21 protein-coding genes and 1 pseudogene are annotated in these 21,128 nt (G+C 63.2%); 19 read left to right on the top strand and 3 right to left on the bottom strand.

What is annotated here, in order from left to right:
• The first annotated feature begins 862 nt into the window (after positions 1-862).
• The 8 genes from RT697_RS15575 to RT697_RS15540 all read left to right on the top strand — a co-directional run bounded on the left by RT697_RS15575 (position 863) and on the right by RT697_RS15540 (position 8,576).
• A complete protein-coding gene (locus RT697_RS15575; protein ID WP_313700005.1) occupies positions 863-2,032 on the top strand; it encodes a reverse transcriptase family protein in 1,170 nt (389 codons plus the stop codon).
• Positions 2,007-2,240, top strand: coding sequence for a cold shock domain-containing protein (locus RT697_RS15570; protein ID WP_313700004.1), 234 nt, complete (start codon positions 2,007-2,009; stop codon positions 2,238-2,240). Before RT697_RS15575 ends, RT697_RS15570 begins: the two co-directional genes overlap by 26 nt.
• Positions 2,241-2,789: 549 nt before the next feature.
• Complete coding sequence (locus tag RT697_RS15565) at positions 2,790-3,539, top strand: SDR family oxidoreductase (RefSeq protein ID WP_313700002.1); 750 nt, start codon at positions 2,790-2,792, stop codon at positions 3,537-3,539.
• A gap of 113 nt (positions 3,540-3,652) precedes the next feature.
• Positions 3,653-4,027 (top strand): nuclear transport factor 2 family protein, encoded by a 375-nt coding sequence (locus tag RT697_RS15560; protein ID WP_313700001.1) that lies wholly within the window; start codon positions 3,653-3,655, stop codon positions 4,025-4,027.
• A 14-nt stretch (positions 4,028-4,041) separates the two neighbouring features.
• Positions 4,042-4,629: a VOC family protein gene (locus tag RT697_RS15555; protein ID WP_313699999.1), complete on the top strand. Its 588-nt coding sequence runs from the start codon at positions 4,042-4,044 to the stop codon at positions 4,627-4,629.
• 134 nt (positions 4,630-4,763) lie between these two features.
• Complete coding sequence (locus RT697_RS15550) at positions 4,764-5,720, top strand: helix-turn-helix domain-containing protein (protein ID WP_313699997.1); 957 nt, start codon at positions 4,764-4,766, stop codon at positions 5,718-5,720.
• A 316-nt stretch (positions 5,721-6,036) separates the two neighbouring features.
• Positions 6,037-6,426 (top strand): hypothetical protein, encoded by a 390-nt coding sequence (locus RT697_RS15545; RefSeq protein ID WP_313699996.1) that lies wholly within the window; start codon positions 6,037-6,039, stop codon positions 6,424-6,426.
• Between the two features lie 200 nt (positions 6,427-6,626).
• The gene (locus tag RT697_RS15540) at positions 6,627-8,576 is read left to right on the top strand and encodes a WG repeat-containing protein (RefSeq protein WP_313699994.1); all 1,950 of its coding nucleotides are present in this window, start codon (positions 6,627-6,629) and stop codon (positions 8,574-8,576) included.
• 217 nt (positions 8,577-8,793) lie between these two features.
• Here the strand turns inward: RT697_RS15540 and RT697_RS15535 are convergent, their stop codons facing one another.
• Entirely contained in the window at positions 8,794-9,726 is a 933-nt protein-coding gene (locus tag RT697_RS15535; RefSeq protein ID WP_082578919.1) for a LysR substrate-binding domain-containing protein, read from the bottom strand.
• A gap of 171 nt (positions 9,727-9,897) precedes the next feature.
• Between RT697_RS15535 and RT697_RS15530 the strand changes: the two genes are divergently transcribed.
• The 6 genes from RT697_RS15530 to RT697_RS15505 all read left to right on the top strand — a co-directional run bounded on the left by RT697_RS15530 (position 9,898) and on the right by RT697_RS15505 (position 15,191).
• On the top strand, positions 9,898-10,809 hold the full coding sequence (locus RT697_RS15530) for an amino acid ABC transporter substrate-binding protein (protein ID WP_313699991.1): 912 nt from the start codon (positions 9,898-9,900) through the stop codon (positions 10,807-10,809).
• A gap of 90 nt (positions 10,810-10,899) precedes the next feature.
• On the top strand, positions 10,900-11,664 hold the full coding sequence (locus RT697_RS15525; protein ID WP_313700036.1) for an amino acid ABC transporter permease: 765 nt from the start codon (positions 10,900-10,902) through the stop codon (positions 11,662-11,664).
• 1 nt (position 11,665) lies between these two features.
• Complete coding sequence (locus RT697_RS15520; protein ID WP_313699989.1) at positions 11,666-12,355, top strand: ABC transporter permease subunit; 690 nt, start codon at positions 11,666-11,668, stop codon at positions 12,353-12,355.
• A gap of 64 nt (positions 12,356-12,419) precedes the next feature.
• Entirely contained in the window at positions 12,420-13,154 is a 735-nt protein-coding gene (locus RT697_RS15515) for an amino acid ABC transporter ATP-binding protein (RefSeq protein WP_313700035.1), read from the top strand.
• A gap of 5 nt (positions 13,155-13,159) precedes the next feature.
• Entirely contained in the window at positions 13,160-14,242 is a 1,083-nt protein-coding gene (locus tag RT697_RS15510) for a GntG family PLP-dependent aldolase (protein ID WP_313699987.1), read from the top strand.
• A 40-nt stretch (positions 14,243-14,282) separates the two neighbouring features.
• Positions 14,283-15,191, top strand: a complete 909-nt coding sequence (locus RT697_RS15505; protein WP_313699985.1) for an EamA family transporter — start codon at positions 14,283-14,285, stop codon at positions 15,189-15,191.
• 72 nt (positions 15,192-15,263) lie between these two features.
• Here RT697_RS15505 and RT697_RS15500 read toward each other — a convergent pair whose 3' ends face one another.
• Positions 15,264-15,560, bottom strand: coding sequence for an acylphosphatase (locus RT697_RS15500; RefSeq protein WP_313699983.1), 297 nt, complete (start codon positions 15,558-15,560; stop codon positions 15,264-15,266).
• A 163-nt stretch (positions 15,561-15,723) separates the two neighbouring features.
• Here RT697_RS15500 and RT697_RS15495 point away from each other — a divergent pair, with 163 nt between their 5' ends.
• Positions 15,724-16,620: a phytanoyl-CoA dioxygenase family protein gene (locus RT697_RS15495; protein ID WP_312433644.1), complete on the top strand. Its 897-nt coding sequence runs from the start codon at positions 15,724-15,726 to the stop codon at positions 16,618-16,620.
• 124 nt (positions 16,621-16,744) lie between these two features.
• The gene (locus RT697_RS15490; RefSeq protein ID WP_105236807.1) at positions 16,745-17,908 is read left to right on the top strand and encodes an alpha-hydroxy acid oxidase; all 1,164 of its coding nucleotides are present in this window, start codon (positions 16,745-16,747) and stop codon (positions 17,906-17,908) included.
• 80 nt (positions 17,909-17,988) lie between these two features.
• Here the strand turns inward: RT697_RS15490 and RT697_RS15485 are convergent, their stop codons facing one another.
• Entirely contained in the window at positions 17,989-18,831 is an 843-nt protein-coding gene (locus tag RT697_RS15485; RefSeq protein WP_313699981.1) for an IclR family transcriptional regulator, read from the bottom strand.
• Positions 18,832-19,042: 211 nt separating this feature from the next.
• Between RT697_RS15485 and RT697_RS15480 the strand changes: the two genes are divergently transcribed.
• From RT697_RS15480 to RT697_RS15470, 3 genes and pseudogenes are all read left to right on the top strand, one after another.
• Positions 19,043-20,113 carry an ABC transporter ATP-binding protein gene (locus tag RT697_RS15480; RefSeq protein WP_313699979.1) on the top strand — a complete coding sequence of 357 codons (1,071 nt, stop codon included), beginning with the start codon at positions 19,043-19,045 and terminating at the stop codon, positions 20,111-20,113.
• 1 nt (position 20,114) lies between these two features.
• Complete coding sequence (locus RT697_RS15475) at positions 20,115-21,005, top strand: ABC transporter permease (protein WP_313699977.1); 891 nt, start codon at positions 20,115-20,117, stop codon at positions 21,003-21,005.
• 19 nt (positions 21,006-21,024) lie between these two features.
• Positions 21,025-21,128, top strand: a pseudogene (locus tag RT697_RS15470) (ABC transporter permease); the annotation flags it as partial.

Raw genomic sequence — 21,128 nt, 5'->3', positions numbered from 1 at the left:
ACTCAACGACGATGTCCACCCTCGGCGGCCCATGTGCTGCCTCACTCGCCCTAAAAATACTCCTGGCGGACGTCGTTGAGTGGATGTGAATTTCTTTGCATAGGCCAGGGACGGTGAATTCCTTGCGTTCTTCGATGCGCTTGAGCAACATCTGGTTTGGGAAGCGAGGTTTGCTTGTGGCGCGCAGCGGGATGGCGGCCGAATTCGTCGTCGGCCGTCCACAATCGATATGCTTGGTTGGCCGCATTCGAGTGTTCTGATCAAAAGATCTTTAGAGCTCTTGTCTTGTTTAAGAGAGTGGATCTTGGGCGATCAGAGAGGTCAAATTCACGGGCAAGCACGAACGTACCGCGCACTTGTAATTAAGATACCTTTCGTTTAATCTTGTCGCGTCTGGGAGGTTCTCCCAGTTGCGAGCTGTCATTAAACCCAACGCAGTGTGATGGAGCGTCCGTGTTGCATTTGCAACGATCTTCGGATCGCTACCAGGGAGGCCGCGGCCCGCGCCGACGTACGAGCGCCCCGCGCCTGACCTGCTTCTGTTGTCAGGCATAAATGGTGGTGAGTTAGCGTTTTAACTGGTACTTCCGCTCTTTCTTTAGCTTCGTAAGCGAACTCTGAATGGCAGTTGTTGGCATTCGCCGCAACAATAACTTGGAGATTCAACTATGAAGTGTTTTATCGAAGTTCGTTGGGACAGCCAGCGCCGTAGCTTGGAAAACTGCGGCGCGCAGATGCAAACCAGTTTTAATGTGCGACTCGGGATTAGTATGTGTGTTTCACACATCGTTATCTTCCTGAGTGGTTGGTTCAAGTATTTCTTGAGTTAACCGGCTCACTTCCCTTTCTCTCTCGCAGCCGTATGAATAGAATTACTTTTGCTTCGAGGCCAATCGCTTCGAGAGCGGCGCTAGCAAAAACCCTCAGCTTAGACGAGCGGGTTCTCAGGGAACTTGAACAGAACGTTAATGCTCTTTACCTTTGCTTTGAAAGGCCAAAGAAGCATGGTGAGGGGATGCGAAGCATTACGGCTCCCAAACCTGCGTTGATGCAGGTCCAGCGTCGCATAAACACACGTATCTTCTCTGGCTGCAAATTTCCGCGTTATCTCCATGGCTCCATCAAGGATCTCGAAGCTCCGAGGGATTTTTTGACCAATGCGAGCGAGCATAAGGCGGCAGAACACGTAATAACGCTGGATATCAAAAATTTCTACCCTTCTATTGAGCGAGAGGAAGTTTTTAAGATATTCAAGTACCTGCTTAGGTTCCCCGATGAGGTGGCGACCTCACTGACCTCCTTGGTGACACTGAATGGCGTCGTTCCCCAAGGCGCACCAACGAGTAGCTTTATCGCGAATATGGTCTTCTATGATCGCGAGCCAAAACTTGTCGAGGAATTTATTCGTTCGGGGGTCCGGTACACGAGACTATTGGATGACATTACGCTCAGCTTTTCCAACCGAATTTCCAGTGAGAAGCTCAAAGGCGAAGTGATCGGTAAGGTCCGAGCCATGTGTTCGGAGAAGGGTTTCAAGCTTCACGACGGGAAGCAGAGGATCCACGCTTTAATTTCCTCACCCAATCCTGCAATTGTCACGGGCGTGTCCATCAGAAATGGCAGGGTCGGGTTGCCGCCAGTTTACAGAGATAAAACGCGAGCGAAGGTGCACACTTGTGTAAAGCAGTTCGATGCTGGTCATCAAACCGCTGCCGAGTATCACCGGCTACATAACTCCGCCCTCGGCGATGTCACGCTGCTGAAGAGGTTGAACTACAGTTGTGCCGAAGCTTATGCCGAAAAGCTTCGGTCCTGCCTGCCGACTTACAGCCCAAAGAAGGCTCGACAATTGCGGAGGATGTGTGAAGATCTTGCGATTAAAATGCGGCCAAGTTCGGTGGCCGCGCTAACTAGACGCTTTCATGTGCTAATGCACTGCTTGACCGTTCTGAGCAGAACGAGGCCCAACCAGGCAAGCACCCTTCGCACTCTTCTGCGCACTTCGCATGCAAAGGCGATATCGAATGGATGAAACTGGCACAGTTAAGGTCATTGATAGTCTGAAGGGCTTCGGCTTTATTACACCAACGAAGGGCCGCGAAGTTTTCTTCCATGTGAGCAACTGCTCGGTCGGCATCTTACAGCTGAGAGTTGGGGATGCGGTTCGATTTCAAATCGTTGGTGAGGGCAGAGGGCGTCGAGCTGTTAACGTAAGTCCAACCGATGCCAATAGAGCCTAATTTAGAAGGCAAGTTGAGCCGTAAGGAGCGCGGAGAACAGATCTAGGGAAATTTAGCGAAATGGGACATCTCGATCTGGTACGACCTACCAGATGTTAGATGGCCTGAGGGCGACGGCACGTGATATCTAAATGCTGATGGGATCCTACAATCCAGTTTCGTCCCGTGAATACCTAGTTTTTCCCGGGAGTTCTGGCGTTCGTAATAGGGGCTGCTTTTGCAGCCCCTTTTTCTTTGGTTCTCGGCAATTCAAGCCGATCCGCTGCTATGCGAGCGGTTCCAGATTTCGCCATCGACCAGGTGAAAAACCGCCCTGCCCCCAAACACGAGGCAATCGCTGGAATCTCCCATCAACGGGTCCATGCATGACATGCACCGGTGCGCGTCTATTATCCATAAACATGGATAGTCATTCCAATTTTGCAGGGTTTATCCATTATCCCAGCGCGCCTACAGTACCTCCATGCCCAGTCAACACGGCGTTTCAGGGGACTTCCCTCCCCCAGCCGGCTGACTGACAACTTCCTCATCAGGTAAATGGAGCTCAACATGAATCAGCAACTCAACGGCAAGATCGCACTCGTCACCGGCGGCACTACGGGCATCGGCCTGGCGACCGCCCAGGAACTGGCCGCGCAGGGTGCGCGCGTCTTCATCACCGGACGCCGCCAGGCCGAACTTGACGCCGCCGTGGCCAGCATCGGCGTTGCGGCGACGGGCATCCGTGCCGACGCGTCGGTGCTGAGCGATCTGGACAACGTCTACGCCCAGATCGCCAAGAGCGCCGGCAAACTCGACATCCTGTTCGCCAACGCGGGCGGCGGCGACATGATGCCGCTGGGCGCGATCACGGAAGAGCACTTTGATCGCATCTTCGGCACCAACGTGCGCGGCACCTTGTTCACCGTGCAAAAGGCCTTGCCGTTGCTGGTCGACGGCGCCTCGGTAATCCTGACCGCGTCGACCGTATCGATCCAGGGCACGGAGAATTTCAGCGTGTATAGCGCCAGCAAGGCGGCGGTGCGCAACTTTGCGCGCTCATGGGCGCTGGATCTGAAGCCGCGCGGCATCCGCGTGAACGTCGTCAGCCCCGGCCCGATCCGCACGCCGGGCCTGGGTGGTCTGGTTCCCGACGAAGCCCGCCAGGGGCTGTTCGATCATCTGGCCGCGCAGGTGCCGCTGGGCCGCCTGGGCGAACCGCAAGAGATCGGCAAGGCCGTGGTGTTTCTGGCTTCCGACGCGGCGAGCTTCGTCAATGGCATCGAGCTGTTTGTCGACGGCGGAATGGCGCAGGTCTGAGCGCATTGCGCTTCCGATCGCGACTTCTCAACATGAAATTCTTGACTCATTGCGTACTGGCGCTGGCTGCGATGTGCAGCGCGCCTTATACGCACGCACAGGAAACATCACCCATGAAACCCGACACGCACGACGCCGCCGATGTGGCGCAACGCTTGATCGACATCCATTTTTCGATATGGAACGACGCCAATGCCCAATCCCGCGAATCGAAGTTTGACCAGGCGTACACACCCGATTTCTTCGTGGCCGATCAAAGCGGCGTCGCTACGGGTTACGCGGAAGTGAACCGCCTGATTGAGCAGTTGCAAGGCACCCATGCGGGATTCCAATTCAAGCCCGCGCCGATCACTTGGAATCATGGTGTCGGCCGCGTGGTCTGGAGCTATGGTCCGCGCGGCAATCCGGATCAGGTGCACGGCGAAGACATCTTCACCATCAAAGACGGCAAGCTTGCGAGCGCCCACGTCTTTCTCGATCGTCCGTAAGCGAGATACGCATCATGAAACTACTGGCTTCTTGCTTCATGGCAATTGGCGTTCTGGCAGGTGGGGCATCGCAGGCGGCTGGCATCCGGGTCGCGGGTGTGGATCACGTGGGTATCAACGTGCCCGATCTGAAGCAGGCCGAGGCATTCTTCGATAGCGCTTTCGGATGCAAACCCGTGACACGAATCGGGCCATTTCAGCTGGATCCGACGGCGCCGGCCGATGCTGGGGGCTTCGCGCCCCGCGCCGATAGCGTCACGATTGCCATGCTGCGTTGCGGAGCAGGGTCGAACATCGAGTTGTTCGAATACAAGAATTCGCGGGGCAGCAAGACCATGCCTCATGCCGAGGATATCGGCGCCTCGCATATCGCGTTCTACACCGACGATATCGAGGGCGCGGTGTCTTATCTGGAGGCGCTGGGCATCACTGTTCTGGGTAAGCCCGTCACGATGACATCGGGCGACACCGAAGGTGAGACATGGGTTCACTTTCGCTCGCCTTGGGGGTCAGATATGGAACTCGTCAGCTACCCGAATGGCAAGGGATATGAACGCCGCAGCCGCCTCAGGCTGTGGAATCCCAAGCATCCGGGTCAGTGAACCGTCAAATGACCATCGACAGGATCGATGACCCCAGAAGCAAGGTCGCCACGGCCTGAGGCGCGCAGCAAGCATGCGGTGCGCGGGATCATCCGCGCGATGCGCATTCCGATGTTGGCAGGACGAAATTTCCCATGAATGATCCAGATGCCTTGGTCCAGTTGTGGTCGACCGATACCGTTCCCGCGACGCAGAAAAAAAACTACTGGATAGACGCGGTCGGCCAGTCAATCGACAAGGTCGACATCACCATCCCGGACGACGCGCACTTTCGGGCGGAACTTCGATCGCGAGAGATGGGTGTGTTGCGCATCAGCAAGACCGAAACCAACGTGGGCGTGACGGTCCGGCGTACTGCGGCCAACATCGCCAAAGATCGTCATGAACGCTATTTCCTCGTTGGGTCATACCGCGCCATGTGGTCGTTGGGCACCCGTGGACGGGCGGAACGCTTGCAGCCTGAGGATCTTGTTCTGTTGAGTTCCCGCCGGGAATACACGCTGCGCCTGCCGGATGACTCGGAGGTCTTTACGCTGGGTTTTCCGAGCAGCTGGATCAGCCTGTGGATAGCCGATCCTGAGGATCACGTCGGCGTGCGATTGGATGCGTCGACGGGCTGGTCTCGTGTGTTATGCGCGTTTGTCCGGCAGCTATGTTCGCAGTTTGCGAGCGCAGCGGTTGATATGCAGGGCACCCTCGTCGATCAACTCGGCGCCCTCGTCGGCCTTGCTGTGGAGGAGGCTCCGGACATGACACGCAGCGCCGCCAGAAGTGTGTATGAACGCATCACGAAGGTTTTGCTCGACCGCCATGTTGAATCCCATCTCAAGGCTGCAGATGTGGCGGCGGATCTGGGCATCTCCGTGCGTACTTTGTATCGGCACACGTCCGGATTACGGATATCGATTCCGCGCGCGATTGCCGAGATACGTCTGGAGACGGCGAAGCGAATGCTCTCCAGTCGTGTCTTTCGCGCCTTGAGCGTCGCGGAGATTGGCCGCAGGTGCGGCTACAGCGATGCATCGCATTTTGTCAGGCAGTTTCGTCTGTTCTGCGGGCTGACGCCCGGCGAGTTTCGCCGGCAGGCCTAGGTTCGCACCGGCATGTCGTGGAGAGCCCGCGCCGCTGATGTCGGGGTCGGGGGGCTGCAGCCAAAGGTGGCGCAACCAGGCAATCACCGTGGCGCAGAACGGCCATTGGCGTTCCGGACCCGCTACTAGAATTTTTGGCGTGTTGCAGGATGCCTTTGCCTTGATTGTGGTTCGGACGAGTGCGGGAGCGTTCGCCTCAACCGCTTTCCGAGCCGCATTTTCAGAGACACCAAAAATGATAGTAGAGATCGGCAGTGCCAGTTCGGCGCCAGTTGTTTCGCGGTACGACCCCCCCGCACCCCCTCCCGCTTCTCAAGTGAATGAAGTCAGCGCCACGGCGCCGGAGTCGCAGACAAATGCCGACGCGTCGTCGGCCGACGCGTCGGCGGCGCAACAGAGCCAAGAGTCAGATCCCGCCAAGAACGGAGGCGAATCGCTTGAGTCGCTCAGGGAGCAGATCGCGCAATTGGAGAAGCAGCTTGCGCAAGCGTTGGAGGAGTTGCGCGATGTTCAGTCAGCCACCATGGATGAAAAGCAGAAGGCGGCGCTGACGGCCGCCCTGCAGGTGAAGGTGGCGGTGTTGAACTCGTCTTTGATGTCCATGATGATGAAGCTGGCAGAGGCCATTGCGAATGAAAACGGCAAGAACTTTGAGAGTGCGGTTGCGCTGGCTGCGTCTCAAGGTGGTGGCGGCAGCGCGGGTTGAATGGACGCCGGCGGATCCGCCCACGGTTGATTCCCGAATACACTTCGGTCAGGAAGACCTGACGAAAGGCCGTGCGGATTGAAGATGTTTGCACATCGAAGGCCAGCCCTGACCGGGCTGGCCTTCAGCTTTTTGAGCCCGGCCGTCGAGGTCTGGTAATCAAGCGCCCCGGGGCGCATTCGCAATCAAAGGAAGTAGAGATGGGAAATCGGGCCTGGCTGTATCTGTGCTCGGACGAGGACGAAGGCGCGCCGCCGGCTGAGATCGCCAGCGCGAACGGCAACCTGCCGACGTTGTGGCAGGTGCTGCTGGCCAATGGCGAGCCCGGTGCGGCGCCAGATGACCAGGATCTCCTTGGCGATGTCGACGGCGATGGCGACGGAGCGGGCATTGCCGCCGATGCGCGTGCCGCCCGCGCGCGTCTGGGTGAATTGGCGGCGTTCATGCGGTCGCACGCGGAGCGTGACGATGCGCCGCTGGTGTTGCAGTTCGATGCCGCCATGCAGTACCTGGACGAGCTTATCGATGAACACGATGGCGAAGGCGAGTTGTGGATAAGCGCGAATCTGAACGAACTGTCGTGGCTGCACGCGGACGGCGCGCAGGCTTACGTTCGCGAGGCGCGAACGTTGTGCGACGAACGCTGGCATGCGTTGCAGCAAGGCATGCAGGCGGGCGACGTGGCCGCCATCTGCCAGTTGCTGGACGTGCAGGACGCCGGCGACGCCTCCGGCTGGGCCTGGCGATTTGGCTTTGGCGGGCTGTCGCATTCCTACTTCCATGAACAGGAGCCGGCTCGCACGGTCAGTTTCGAGGACTACGTGGCCGAGGGTGGCGACGACGAGGGCGCGTGGCTCGGCGGCGGGTTGTACCGCTACCGTGTGGACAAGTTGTGGGGGCTGCGGGCCGTCGATCCGGAAGCCGAATCCGACGACGATGACGACGACTGCTGGCTGCCGGTGATGGCGCCGCAGTGGGATGCGATCTGGTCCAGCGGCGCGTCCGATGAAGGCGTGCTGTGGATAAGCCGCGAAGGACGCACCGGGCTGCTGCAGGTCGCGGAGAACGTCGCGCGCGTGCTGGTGGCGCCGCGCTTTGACGCGGTGTGGGATTTTGAAGAAGACGTGGCGAGCGTCCAGGTCGCCGACAAGGTCGGTCTGATCGCTGCGGATGGCCGTGAAATCCTGCCGCCGTCGCTGGACGAAGCCTGGAACTGCGCGCAAGGCCTGGTGGTGGCGCGTGTGGGGGATCGGCTGGGCTTTGTGGATAAGTCGGGCGGCTGGGCGATCACGCCGCGCTTCGAGGACGCGGGGTCGTTCTGCCCCGGGGGCCTGGCGCCCGCGTTCGAGGCGCAGGCCTGGGGGCTCGTCGACCGGCGCAGCGATTGGGTGGCGGCGCCCGAGTGGGACGACGTCTATTGGGACGAGGACTTGCACGCGTTCATCACCGAGCGCGATGGGATGGAGGGGCTGATCGACGCGTCGGGGCGCCCGGTGTTGGACGCGAGCTTTGCCGCGCTGGCGCCGCTGGATACCGCGGCGGATGCCGCCGAGCTGTGGACAAGCGGTCTGATGCGGATCAGCGTCCTGACGCAAGATGCACGGCGCGGCGTGGTGGATGGCGAGGGGGCGGTACGCGTGCCCATCGTTTACAGCGATCTCGGTGAGGTGAGCTGGCTGCCGTCGGAACGGCCTGGCATTCCGGAGCCCGCGCCTGAAGGCCAGGCGGGACGGTATGCGCGGATCCTGGCGAATGTGGGGCGTGATGGCGATGGCGACGAGACGTGGGCCGAAGGCGTCTATGACATGGTTGAGGGGCGTGAAGTGCTTGCTTGCCGGCATGTGCTGACGTTCGGGTTGACGTGGGACGGCGGGTATGGGTGGCTGGTGATGCAAGCGGACGAAGCGCCCTGCCCTCACAACGTGGACGGGTTTTACGTGGGCGTGGCGCGCGCTGGGGGCGACTGGCTGCATGAGCCGGCCTACGCCTGGATCGGCTCGCCGGAATCCTTGCAGACGGCGGCGGGCGTCTATAACGGCCCGCCGGCGATTGTCGAGCAGTGGAACAAGGGCGAGCCGGTGCGGGCCATGCGGGGCGATACGGGTGGGCTTGTGATGCTGCACCGTGATGGGCAGGTGACGCCGACCTAGGCAGTTGCGGCAACGGTGTCTGACACCCTGGGGAGATGGTCGTCGGTTTGCGGCGGTGTCTCATAGGGTGTCAGACACCTGATCGTGCTGGCCTCGCTCCCAAGACCTCCAGACTTGCGCAACGGTGTCTGACACCCAGGGGAGATGGTCGCCGGTTTGCGGCGGTGTCTCATAGGGTGTCAGACACCGTCTCCACGCTCATCGCCGCCGTGAACGCCTACCGGGGCGGGCGCGCCTTCAGATCTCCCATCTCTTCCTGCATCAGCTGATGCGCATAGCGCGAGAACACCGTGACCAGGCGTGTGCGCGTGTGATACGGCGGGTACAGCAGCGCCACCGTGACCGGCACCGCAGGGCTGAACGGGCGGACCTCGACGCCGTTCGCTTCGTACTCCTCGCGTGCGGCCAGGGGGTTGATCAGCGCCACGCCCAGCCCCGCGCCCACCAGCGCGCATACCGACGATCCCAGCCCGGCTTCGGCCACGGTGTGACGTTCGACCTTGGCGGACTTGAAGACGGCGTCGATCTTTTCGCGCAGCGGCGTGCCGCTGGGAAACGCCACAAAAGGTTCACCCGCAAAATCGGCGGGTTTGAGCTTCTTCAGTTTGGTCAGGCGGTGACCGCGCGGCAGCACTGCGACGCAGCTCATCGTGAGCACCGGCTCGACCTGGATGCCTGGCGCCTCGCCCGACAGCATCGCCAACCCCGTGTCGCAGAAACCCGAGCTGATCCAGTTGTGGACCGCGCTGGCGTTGCCCGAGTGGATGGACACCATGACGTCCGGGTATTCGGTCTTGAAGGCGGCGACGATGCGCGCCAGGAGCCCGCCCGCCAGGCGTGGCATGGCCGCCACACTCAGGCGGCTGGCGCTGAACGAGCGGATGCTGGCCGCCGCCGATTCCAGGCCGGCGAGGCCGATGAAGGTCTTTTCGACCTCCTGAAAGAAGCGCGACCCGTCCTGGGTCGGGCTCAGCCGGCTGCCATTGCGGTCAAACAATGGAAACTGGGTGATGGCTTCCAATTGCGCGATTAAGCGGCTAACGTGCGGCTGCGAGGTATGCACTCGGCGCGCCGCAGCGGTCATGGATCCGGTCATCATGACGGCGCGGAACGCCTCAATGTGTCGCAAGCCCATGCGAGTAATGGCCATGTCAAATCCGTATAGAGGAATACCTGATTGGAACTGGATAAAACCATACTGCTAGTTGATACTTTTTGCCAGCCGCGGGGCTCATCGCGGGACGCGGCGGTCGCCAGCCAGACTGGAATCGCCGATCGTGAACATAAACACGCGCCGCACGTACGGCGCCAAGGGAATCAGATGAAAGCACTTGCCGCGATCTCCGTCGCCGCCGCCCTGCTGGGCACCACCGCGACGGCCCATGCCGAAGGTCCCAGCCGCCTGGACAAGATCCGGGAAACCGGCGTCATCACGATTGGCCACCCCGAAACGTCGGTGCCGTTTGCCTATCTGGACGGCAATCAGAAGCCGATCGGCTACACGGTCGAGATCTGCCAGGAAGTCGCCAAGTACGTGCAGGAAGCGCTGAAGCTGCCCAAGCTGGAAGTCCGCTACAACCCGACGACGTCGGCCACGCGCATTCCGTTGCTGGCCAACGGCACGATCGATCTGGAATGCGGCAACACCACCAACAACGAAGCCCGCCACAAGCTGGTGTCCTTCGCGCCCACGACCTTCGTGGCGCAGGTGGTGCTGGTGGCGCGCAAGGACGGCGGCGTGGACCCCAATGACCTGTCCTCGTTCCGCGGCAAGACCATCGCGGCGCAGGCCGGCGGCCAGACGTTCAAGCTGATCTCGCAACTGAATGCGCAGGGTAACCTGGGCATCTCGATGGCGCCCACCAAGGACACCGCCGAGACCATCCTGATGGTCGAATCGGGCCGCGCCGCGGGTTCGGCCAACGACGACGGCATCGCCTACGGCGCCGTGGCCTCGTCCAAGAACCCGGACGCCTTCGTGATCGGCAAGAAGGGTCTGGAACTGGCGCCCTACGGCATCATGCAGCCCAAGGACGATCCCAAGTTCAAGAAGGTGATCGACGACGCCGTGCTGGACCTGATGAAGACCGGCAAGGTTGCCGCACTGTACGACAAGTACTTCAACGCGCCGATCCCGCCCAAGCAGATCAATCTGAAGTACCCCATGAGCGACGCGTTGAAGCGCGCGCTCGCCAAGCCCACCGACTCGGGCGATCCCAAGGCCTACGAGTAAGCAGCATGCCGCGGGGCGCAGCGCGTTCCCGCGGCGAATGACGAGGCAAAGACGCCGGCCATGACCGGCGTTGCAATCAAGGGCGAGGGCATGAATTACAACTGGAGTTGGAGCGTCTTCCTGGAGATGTCGCCGGACGGCGTGCATACCTTCCTGGAAACGATCCTGATCGGCGTGGGCTGGACGCTCGCGCTGGCATTGACGGCGTGGGTTTTCTCGTTGCTGTTGGGATCCTGGCTGGGCGTGATGCGCACGGTGCAGTCGCGCCTGATGAACGCCATCGGCGCGACGTATGTGGAGCTGTTCCGCAATGTGCCGTTGCTGGTGCAGATGTTCCTGTGGTATTTCGTGCTGCCCGAACTGCTGCCGCATGCCTGGGGCCTGGCGATGAAGCAGATGCCGCAGCCGTGGGGGCAGTTCGTGCCTGCGGTGTTGTGCCTGGGTTTTTACGGCTCGGCCCGCGTGGCCGAGCAATTGCGCGCCGGCATCCAGTCGCTGCCGCGCGGCCAGTTCCAGGCGGGGACCGCGCTGGGACTGACCGAGGCGCAGGTCTACCGCTACATCATCCTGCCCGAGGCCTATCGCATCGTGCTGCCCCCGCTGACCTCGGAGTTCATGGGCACGATCAAGTACTCGTCGGTGGCGCTGACCATTGGCCTGTTGGAACTGACGGGCCAGGCGCGATCCATGGCGGAGTTCAGCTTTCACATCTTCGAGGCGTTTTCGGCCGCGACGGTGATCTACCTGATTTTGAACGGCATCGTCGTGCTGGGAATGCGCACGCTCGAGCGCCGTGTCGCGGTGCCTGGCCTGATCGGCACGGCCGCGAAGTCGCCTGCGGGATTGGGGCGCTGACATGGGCAAATTCGATTTCGATGTGATCTGGGGCTCGCTGCCGTACCTGTTCCAGACCGGCATGACGTTCACGCTGACGCTGACCGTGCTGGCGGCGGTGATGGGTCTGGCGCTGGGCACGATCCTGGCGATGATGCGGTTGTCGCGCTACAAGATCCTGTCGGTGCCGGCGGGCATCTACGTGAACGTGATGCGTTCGATCCCGCTGCTGCTGGTGATCTTCTGGTTCTACTTTTTGATGCCCTACATCGCCGCGTGGGTGGTGGGTTCGCCCACGCCGCTGCGCGTGGGGGCGTTCAACTCGGCGGTGATCACCTTCACGCTGTTCGAGGCCGCGTACTTCTGCGAAATCATGCGCGCCGGGATCCAGTCCATCGCGCGCGGCCAAGTGTCGGCCAGCATGGCGCTGGGCCTGAACCATTGGCAGGGCATGCGGTACGTCGTGCTGCCGCAGGCGCTGCGCAACATGGTGCCGGCGTTGCTGACGCGCGTCATCATTCTGTTCCAGGACACGTCGCTGGTGTACGTGCTGTCGCTCACCGACTTCCTGGGCGCCGCGTCCAAGATCGGGCAGCGCGACGGCCGGCTGGTCGAACTCTATATCTTCGTGGCGGTGGTGTATTTCGTGATTTGCTTCACGGCATCGCGTCTGGTCAAGCAGCTTGAAAAGCGCACGCGGGTGCTGCGCTGAGCCGCTTGCCGCGGCGCCCACGTTATCCACAGGTTCAACGATGCAATCCTCTTCCAATCCCCCGATGATCGAGATCCGGCAGGTCAGCAAATGGTACGGCGACTTCCAGGTGCTGGACGACTGCTCCACCACCGTGCGCCGCGGTGAAGTCGTGGTGGTGTGCGGCCCGTCCGGGTCGGGCAAGTCCACGCTGATCAAGACCGTCAACGCGCTCGAGCCCTTCCAGAAGGGCGAGATCGTGGTCAACGGCGTGTCGGTGGGCGATCCGCGCACCAACCTGCCCAAGCTGCGCGCAGTGGCCGGCATGGTGTTCCAGCACTTCGAGCTGTTTCCGCACCTGTCGGTGACTGAGAACCTGTGCCTGGGACAGATCAAGGTGTTGAAACGCGGCAAGGACGAAGCGCGTCAGCGCGCCCTTGCGCTGCTCGAGCGCGTAGGCCTGTCGGCGCACAAGGACAAGCACCCCGGCGAACTGTCGGGCGGCCAGCAGCAGCGCGTGGCGATTGCCCGGGCGCTGTCGATGGACCCGGTCGTGATGCTGTTCGATGAACCCACGTCGGCGCTGGACCCGGAGATGGTCAACGAGGTGCTGGACGTGATGACCGACCTGGCCGGCGAAGGCATGACCATGATGGTGGTGACCCACGAGATGGGATTTGCGCGCCGTGTCGCTGACCGTGTGATCTTCATGGACAGCGGCAAGATCGTCGAGGACTGCCAGAAGGAGCAGTTCTTCGGCAAAGTCGAGGAGCGTGCCCCGCGCACGCGCCAATTTCTTTCCAAAATTTTGCAGCACTGAAAGCCATGACCCAGCGGACCCCCGCCGAACCTCCCCCAACTCGCGTCGACCTGCGCAGCGATACGGTCACGCACCCGACCGCGGCCATGTACGAGCGCATGCGCACCGCGCCGATCGGCGATGACGGCCTGGACGGCGATCCGACCGTGCGCGAGCTGGAAGCGTATGTCGCGGCCAGTCTGGGCAAGGAGGCGGGCCTGTTCGTGCCGAGCTGCACGATGGCCAACCTGCTTGCCGTGCTGGCGCAAACGCAACGCAGCGAGCAGGTGGCGCTGGAAGCGACCGCCCACATGTACACGTCGGAACGCGGCGCCGCCACGTTCACGGGCCTGTTCTACCAAGGCTTGCCCGGCGCCGAAGGCGCGATGGACCTGAACCGGCTCGAAGACGCGCTGATGACGGGCGGCCACCGGCTCAAGACCGCGCTCGTGGCGATGGAGACGTCGCACAACAACGCGGGCGGCGCAGTGCTGCCGCTGGACCATATGCGGGCCGTGCACGGCATGGCGCGCGCAGCCGGCGTGCCGGTGCACCTGGATGGTGCGCGGCTGTTCAACGCGGCGGTGGCGCTGGGCGTGCCGGCCGCGGACATCACGCAATACACGGATACGGTGTCGCTGTGCCTGTCCAAGGGTCTGAGCGCGCCGGTGGGCGCGGTGCTGGCAGGAAGCCAGGCTGTGATCGCCAAGTCGCGCACGGTGCGCCGCATGCTGGGCGGCACGCAGCGCCAATCCGGCATCATGGCCGCCGCGGGCCTGGAAGGCGTGCAGCACATGAGCGCGCGTCTGGCCGAGGACCACGTGCGCGCGCGGCGCTTGAGCGACGGCATCAATGCGATAAAGAGTGGGCTGACAGGCGCCCAGGCGCCCGCGCTGACCGCGACCGTGCCGCAAACCAACATCGTGCAGGTCGAGACCGCCGACACCGGCATGACCAACGCAGAGTGGGTCGCCGCCCTGCAGGCGCAAGGCGTGCTGACGCGTCCATGGGGCCGCACGCGGCTGCGTTGCGTCACGCATCGGCATATCGGCGACGACGATATCGACGTCGCCATCAAGGCGTTTTCCGCGGTGCTGAACGCGCGCTGATTCAGCCTTTTTTGGGGTGGGCGATGCGATAATGCCCGCCATGTCCACCCCCACTCATCTAACCCGAAAAGACTATTTCTGCGCCTTGGCGGTGGTGGTCATCTGGGGCCTGAATTTCGTCGTCATGAAGGTCGGCATGCGGGGCTTGTCTCCGATGATGCTGGGCGCGTTGCGATTCGCGCTGGCGGCCTTCCCGCTCATTCTCTTCGTGCGCATGCCGCGGCTGCCGTGGCACTGGGTCGCGGCCTACGGGCTGGTCCAGGGGCTGGGCCAGTTCGGCCTGCTGTTCACCGCGCTCAAGTTCGGCATGCCGGCCGGCATGGCGTCCCTTGTCATCCAGACCCAGGCATTCTTCACGCTGCTGCTGGCCGCGCCGGTGCTGCATGAGCGCGCGCGGCGGCATCACTGGATCGGGCTGGGCGTGGCCGCGATGGGGCTGGCCGTGATTGCGGGGGCGCGCGGCGACGGGCCGGGGCAGATGACGATGCTGGGCTTCGTCCTGACGCTGGGGGCGGCGTTCATGTGGGCGACGTCCAACATGATCGTCCGGCTGGCCAGCCGCAAGGCGCCCGGCTACGATCCTTTCGCGTTCATTGCCTGGAGCAGCGCCGCCCCGGTGCTGCCTTTCCTGGCGCTGGCCGTGCTGATCGACGGCTGGGAACCGGTGGTGGGCATGATCACCGGCATCGGCTGGGGCGAGGCGCTGTCGGTGCTGTATCTGGCGGTGCTGGCGACCCTGGTTGCCTACACGCTGTGGACGCAGCTGCTGTCGCGCCATCCGGCGGCCAAGGTCGCGCCGTTCTCGCTGCTGGTTCCGGTGGTGGGGCTGTGGGCGGCGTCCATGGCGTTCGGCGAGCGGCTGCAGCCGCTGCAATGGGTGGGCGCCGGCTGCGTGCTGGCCGGGCTGATCATCAATCAGGTGGGCGCGCGCTGGTTGCGCACACGCTGACGCCCGTCAGCCTTTACGGTACCGGGGCCTCGTCCGCCCGGCCTACAGCGTGCCGGCGAGGGCCCGCGGCCCTCAAAGTTGCTCGAAGCGGATGTAACGCTTATCGGTGTACTCCCGGCGCGTGATGATTTCCTGCACCGACGCGCCCGGCGGTCCCCGGCGCAACCATTCCAGCATGTGATCGACCTGGTCGGGCGTGCCCTGCACCAGCGCTTCGACCGTGCCGTCCAGCATGTTCTGCACCCAGCCCTTCACGCCAAGCATGTGAGCGCGCCGCACCGTGGCGTGCCGGTATCCCACGCCTTGCACCGTGCCGCTGACGGTGACGTGGACGGTTTCGATCTGGGTATCGGCCTTAGGGTCTTGCATGGGTTTTTCCTTCGGATGATGCGCCGCCACGCATGACTGGCGTAGGCGGAACCGGCTACAGCGGATGGTCTATAGGCCCGGCGGGCTTCGAAGCGATACGTTAGAGCCCATGTCAAAACGTGCCAGCTAGAAATACCCATTACCAGAGCTTGGAGAAGCCATTATGGAAGAGACCAGTTTGTTGTCGGATGCCGAGACAGCGCGCTACAGGGATCAGGGGTACCTGGCCTTGAAGGACATGTGCCCTCAGGACGAGGTCGGCTACATCCGCAGGACGCTGCTGGACTTGTTCTCGAACAAGACGGGTTACAACGAGGGCGCGCAGTATGACTTTGTCAGCCGCGACGACCCGAGCAAACCCGCGAAGTTTCCGAGTCTGCACGATCCGCGACATTATGCCCCGGGCCTGCTGAAGACGGTTTACCACGAACGCACCCTGGAACTTGCGCGGCAACTGCTGGGCCCGCAGGCGGCGCTGTATGGCGAGCATGCGTTGCTCAAGCCCGGCCCGCACGGTCCGGAAACGCCGTGGCACCAGGACGAAGCTTTCCGGTCGCCGGACTTTGTCTACAACGAGCTGAGCATCTGGCTGGCGCTGCAGCCGGCCACCGTCGAGAACGGCTGCATGCAGTTCCTGCCGGGCTCGAACAAGTGGGACGTGCTGGAGCATCGCTCGCCGGGGGGCGACAAGAGCCTGCATCCGCTGGAATGCTGCGGCGATTTTCCGCGCGACCAGGCGGTGGCCGAGCCCCTTGATCCGGGCGGCATCACCGTCCACGATGCGCGCACGCTGCACTTCACCGGACCGAACACGTCGCAGACGCCGCGGCTGGCCTACATCCTGATCTACAACACGCCGCCGGTCTACAAGCCGGGACGCCGGGAATTCCCGTGGCTGGAAGGCCGCTGGACCGACAGCCAGACCCGCAAGAAGCAATGGCACAAGCGCGGCGGGCTGGCGGTGGACGTGATGCGCCGCCTGCCGGGCGCGCGGCTGACCAGCCCGCGCTGGGTGGCGTGGGCAACGATACGCGCGGTCAGCAAGGTGTGGCCGCGCTAGGGCTGGGCGTGCAGGGGCCATAGAGCCTTTGCGCAGGGGGGCGAACGGGGCCGGCAAGCGACGCTTGCCGGCCTCGGCGCGTATACTGGGCGGCGCTGGCGCCCCCTATCTCTCCACAGACACCATGACCGCTAACCTTTCTACGATCACCTGCATCGAAGATTTGCGCGTTGTCGCGCAAAAGCGCGTGCCGCGCATGTTCTACGACTACGCCGATTCCGGCGCCTGGACCGAAGGCACCTATCGCGCGAACGAAAGCGACTTTCATCGGATCAAGCTGCGCCAGCGCGTGGCGGTCAACATGGAAGGCCGGTCGCTGCGCACCACCATGGTGGGCCAGGACGTGGTCATGCCGCTGGCGATTTCGCCCACGGGCCTGACCGGCATGCAGCATGCCGACGGCGAGATCCTGGCCGCCAAGGCCGCCGCCGATTTCGGCGTGCCGTTCACGCTGTCCACGATGAGCATCTGCTCGCTGGAAGACGTGGCGCAGGCCACCGGCAAGCCCTTCTGGTTCCAGCTCTACGTGATGCGCGACCGCGAGTTCGTGGGCAACCTGATCGACCGCGCCAAGGCCGCGGGCTGCTCGGCGCTGGTGCTGACGCTGGACCTGCAGATCCTGGGCCAGCGCCACAAGGACATCAAGAACGGCCTGTCGACGCCGCCCAAGCCCACGCTGCGCAACCTCATCAACCTGGCGACCAAGCCGCGCTGGTGCATGGGCATGCTGGGCACCAAGCGCCGCACCTTCGGCAACATCGTCGGCCACGCCAAGGGCGTGAGCGACCTGTCGTCGCTGTCGTCGTGGACCGCCGAGCAATTCGATCCCCGCCTGAGCTGGGACGACGTGGAATGGATCAAGCAGCGCTGGGGCGGCAAGCTCATCATCAAGGGCATTCTTGACGTCGAAGACGCGCAGCTCGCCGCCAACAGCGGCGCCGACGCGCTCATCGTCAGCAACCACGGCGGCCGCCAGCTTGACGGCGCCATGTCGTCCATCGCGGCCCTGCCGGGAATTGCCGATGCCGTGGGTTCGAAGATCGAAGTGTGGATGGACGGCGGCATCCGCTCCGGCCAGGACATCCTGAAGGCCGTGGCGCTGGGCGCGCGCGGCACGATGATCGGCCGCGCCTTCCTGTACGGACTGGGCGCGTATGGCCAGGCCGGCGTCACCCGCACGCTGGAGATCCTGTACAAGGAAATGGACACGACGATGGCGCTGTGCGGCCGCCGCACGATCGAGCCGGGCGACCGCAGCATCCTGCTGCCGGGCACGTATCCGACCTGATCGCCAACCCGCAATGAAAGAACCCGGACCTTGTCGTGTCCGGGTTTTTTTATGCGTCGACGCCGCGCAGCGGGCCCCGGCTATACCCCGTTGCCCGTGCCCAGAAACTGGCTGGGCCGCCGTAGCGCGGGGTCGAACGGATTGATCTGCGCGCCCACCGCGTCGGCCTCGCGCCGCAGCATTTCCACGATCAGCGGCAGGCGTTCGTCGCTGATGCGTTCGATGGGCGCCGCCACGCTCAGCGCCGCGACCGTGACGCCGTTGGGATCGTAGACCGGCACCGCCAGCCCCGCGATGTTGGGGAACACGCCCTGCCCCTGGCTGCGCGCGTAGCGCAGTTCCAGGCATTCCTTGATGCGCACGCGCATCGAGATCTCGTCCACGAAGCCCAGGTGATGCAGGCGCGGGATGTTGAAGCGCATGACCTCTTCGCGCTCGGCTTCCGGCAGGCTGGCCAGCAGCACGAGGCCGCCCTGTCCCATGCCGAGCGGCACGCGTCCGCCGATGTCGCCGGTGTGCGAGCGCACCGGAAAGGCGCCGTCCACCCGATCGACGCAGACCGCGTCAAAGCCGCTGCGCACCAGCAGAAAGATGGTGTCGTTGAGCATGCCCGACAGGCGCAGCATCGCGGGCCGATAGAGGGTGCGCAGGCTGGACTGATGGTTGCCGGCGGCCGCCGCCAGCGAGAAGAAGGCGACGCTCAGTTGATAGCCCTTGCTTTGGGCCGGCTGCTCCACCACGCCCTCCTGCATCAGACCCTGCAGCACGCGGTGCACCGTGGCCTGCGCCTGGCCCGTGCGCGCGGCGATATCGGTCAGGCGCAACTTGTCTCCCTTGGCGTCGGCCAGCACGCGCAGTACGGCGAAGGCCCGCTGCAACACGCCCTGGCCCGCGGAATCCTCCGGCATTTCTGATTTCTTCATTCTCGGGTTCCGATAATCAAAATAGTCTGACGTATTTTTATCAAGAAATTCAGTCTTACGGAAATAACTAATAAATAATTCGATTCTTCGGAAAACCCTAATTGACCCTCTGTTTTGGCGGCTCCTAGACTGCGCCATCACTTAGGCAGCCTGGGCGGCACATTTGCCCACCCGGCGGCGCAAGGCCCGAATGGGTCACGAGGTTTGGATCATGGCATTTCTGCGGCTGGACAACGTCTCCAAGAACTACGGCGATCTGCGTGTCGTCTCGGACTTCTGCCTGTCGGTCGACAAGGGCGAGTTCGTCTCGCTGCTCGGTCCCTCCGGCTGCGGCAAGACCACCACGCTGCAGATGATTGCCGGCTTTGCCGACGTGACCTGCGGCACCATCACGCTGGACGGCCGCGACATCACGCACGCCAAGCCCAACACGCGCGGCCTGGGCATCGTGTTCCAGAGCTATGCGCTGTTTCCGCACCTGACCGTGGCCGACAACGTGGCCTTCGGCCTGAAGATGCGCAAGGTCGAACGCGCCGAACGGCAGGACCGTGTGCGCGAGGCGTTGGCCCTGGTCAAGCTGGACAAGCACGCGGACCGTTTCCCGCGCGAACTGTCGGGCGGCCAGCGGCAACGCGTGGCGCTGGCGCGCGCGCTGGTCATCCGTCCGCCGGTGCTGCTGCTGGACGAACCGCTGTCCAACCTGGACGCCAAGCTTCGCGAGGACATGCAGTTCGAGCTGCGCAGCATCCAGCGCAAGATCGGCACCACGACCGTCATGGTCACGCACGATCAGGCCGAAGCGCTGTCGATCAGCGATCGCGTCGTGGTCATGCAGGACGGCCGCGCCACGCAGGTGGACGCGCCCTACCGCATGTACGAACACCCGCAAACCGAGTTCATCTCGCGCTTTGTCGGCAAGACCAATCTGCTGCCCGGCCGCGTGACGCGCTGCGGCGCGCAGGCCGAAGTCCAGACCGGCGCGCTGAGCCTTGTCGTCGACGGCGAAGGCCTGCGCCACGGCGACAACGTGCAGCTGTCGCTGCGCCCGGAAAAGCTGGTGCCCGTGCCTTCGGGCCAGGGCAAGCTCGCCTGTGTCGTCAACACCCGCTATTTCCTGGGCAGCCAGTGGATGTACGACCTGGATTCGCCCGTGGGGGCGCTGACCATCCTGACGCCCAACGACGGCCGCCGCCCGCATGACGACGGCGAACAGATCGGGCTGGACTGGGCGGACGGTGTGCTGCGCGTGCTGCGCGCGCCGGTTGCAGCTGCGGCGGACTGACATGGCGACGCTGACGCAACGCGGCGCCGCCGCCAACCCGCCCAAGCCGCGCAACGACGGGATGCTGGCCATCCTGGGATCGATCCCGCTGGCCCTCGTGTTTCTGACGCTGGTGCTTACGCCGCTGGCGTTGACCTTTGCCCTGTCCTTCCGGCCGTTCGATTACGCCACCGGCATCCAGCCGGGCCACACGCTCGAACATTACCTGGCCGTGGTGACGGACGGCTACTTCATCGAGATCTTCTGGCGCACCTTCTGGATCGCCGGCGTCACCACGCTGATCTGCGTGCTGGTCGGCGCGCCCGAGGCCTACATCCTGTCGCGCATGCGCAAGCCCTGGCGCTCGATCTTTCTGTTGGTGGTGCTGTCGCCGCTGCTGATCTCGCTGGTGGTGCGCGCGTTCGGCTGGAGCATGCTGCTGGGGCCGGGCGGGCCGCTCGGCAAGGCGGCCGCCGCGTTGGGGCTGGGAACGCTGCTGTACACGCCCACCGCCGTCATCATCGGCCTCGTGCACGTCATGCTGCCCTTCATGGTGATTCCGGTCTGGACGTCGCTGCAGAAGCTGGACCCCACGGTCGAGCACGCCGCGCTGTCGCTGAACGCCTCGCGCTTTCAGACGCTGACGCGCATCGTGCTGCCGCAGGCCATGCCGGGCATCCTGTCCGGCAGCCTCATCGTGTTCGGCCTGTCGGCCAGCTCGTTTGCCATCCCCGCGCTGCTGGGCGGAAGGCGTCTGAAGATGGTGGCCACCGTCGTGTACGACGAGTTCCTGACCGAGCTGAACTGGCCGCTGGGCGCGGCCATTGCCATCGTGCTGCTGATCGTGAACGTGATCGTCATGATGGCGTACAACCGCGTCGTCGAACGCTCTTACCGCCGCAGCCTGGGCTGAGCCGCGCAAGGAATCGAACATGCAGAAGAACGGTCCTTTCGCACTGGCGTTCAACTTTCTGGTGGTGGCGTTCGTGCTGGCGCCGCTGGTCATCGTGTGCCTGGTGGCGTTCACGCCGGACTC

The sequence above is a fragment of the Achromobacter sp. genome, assembly GCF_032113835.1.
Taxonomy (GTDB): Bacteria; Pseudomonadota; Gammaproteobacteria; order Burkholderiales; family Burkholderiaceae_B; genus Achromobacter.
This window is presented reverse-complemented; position numbering and strand designations above follow the sequence as displayed.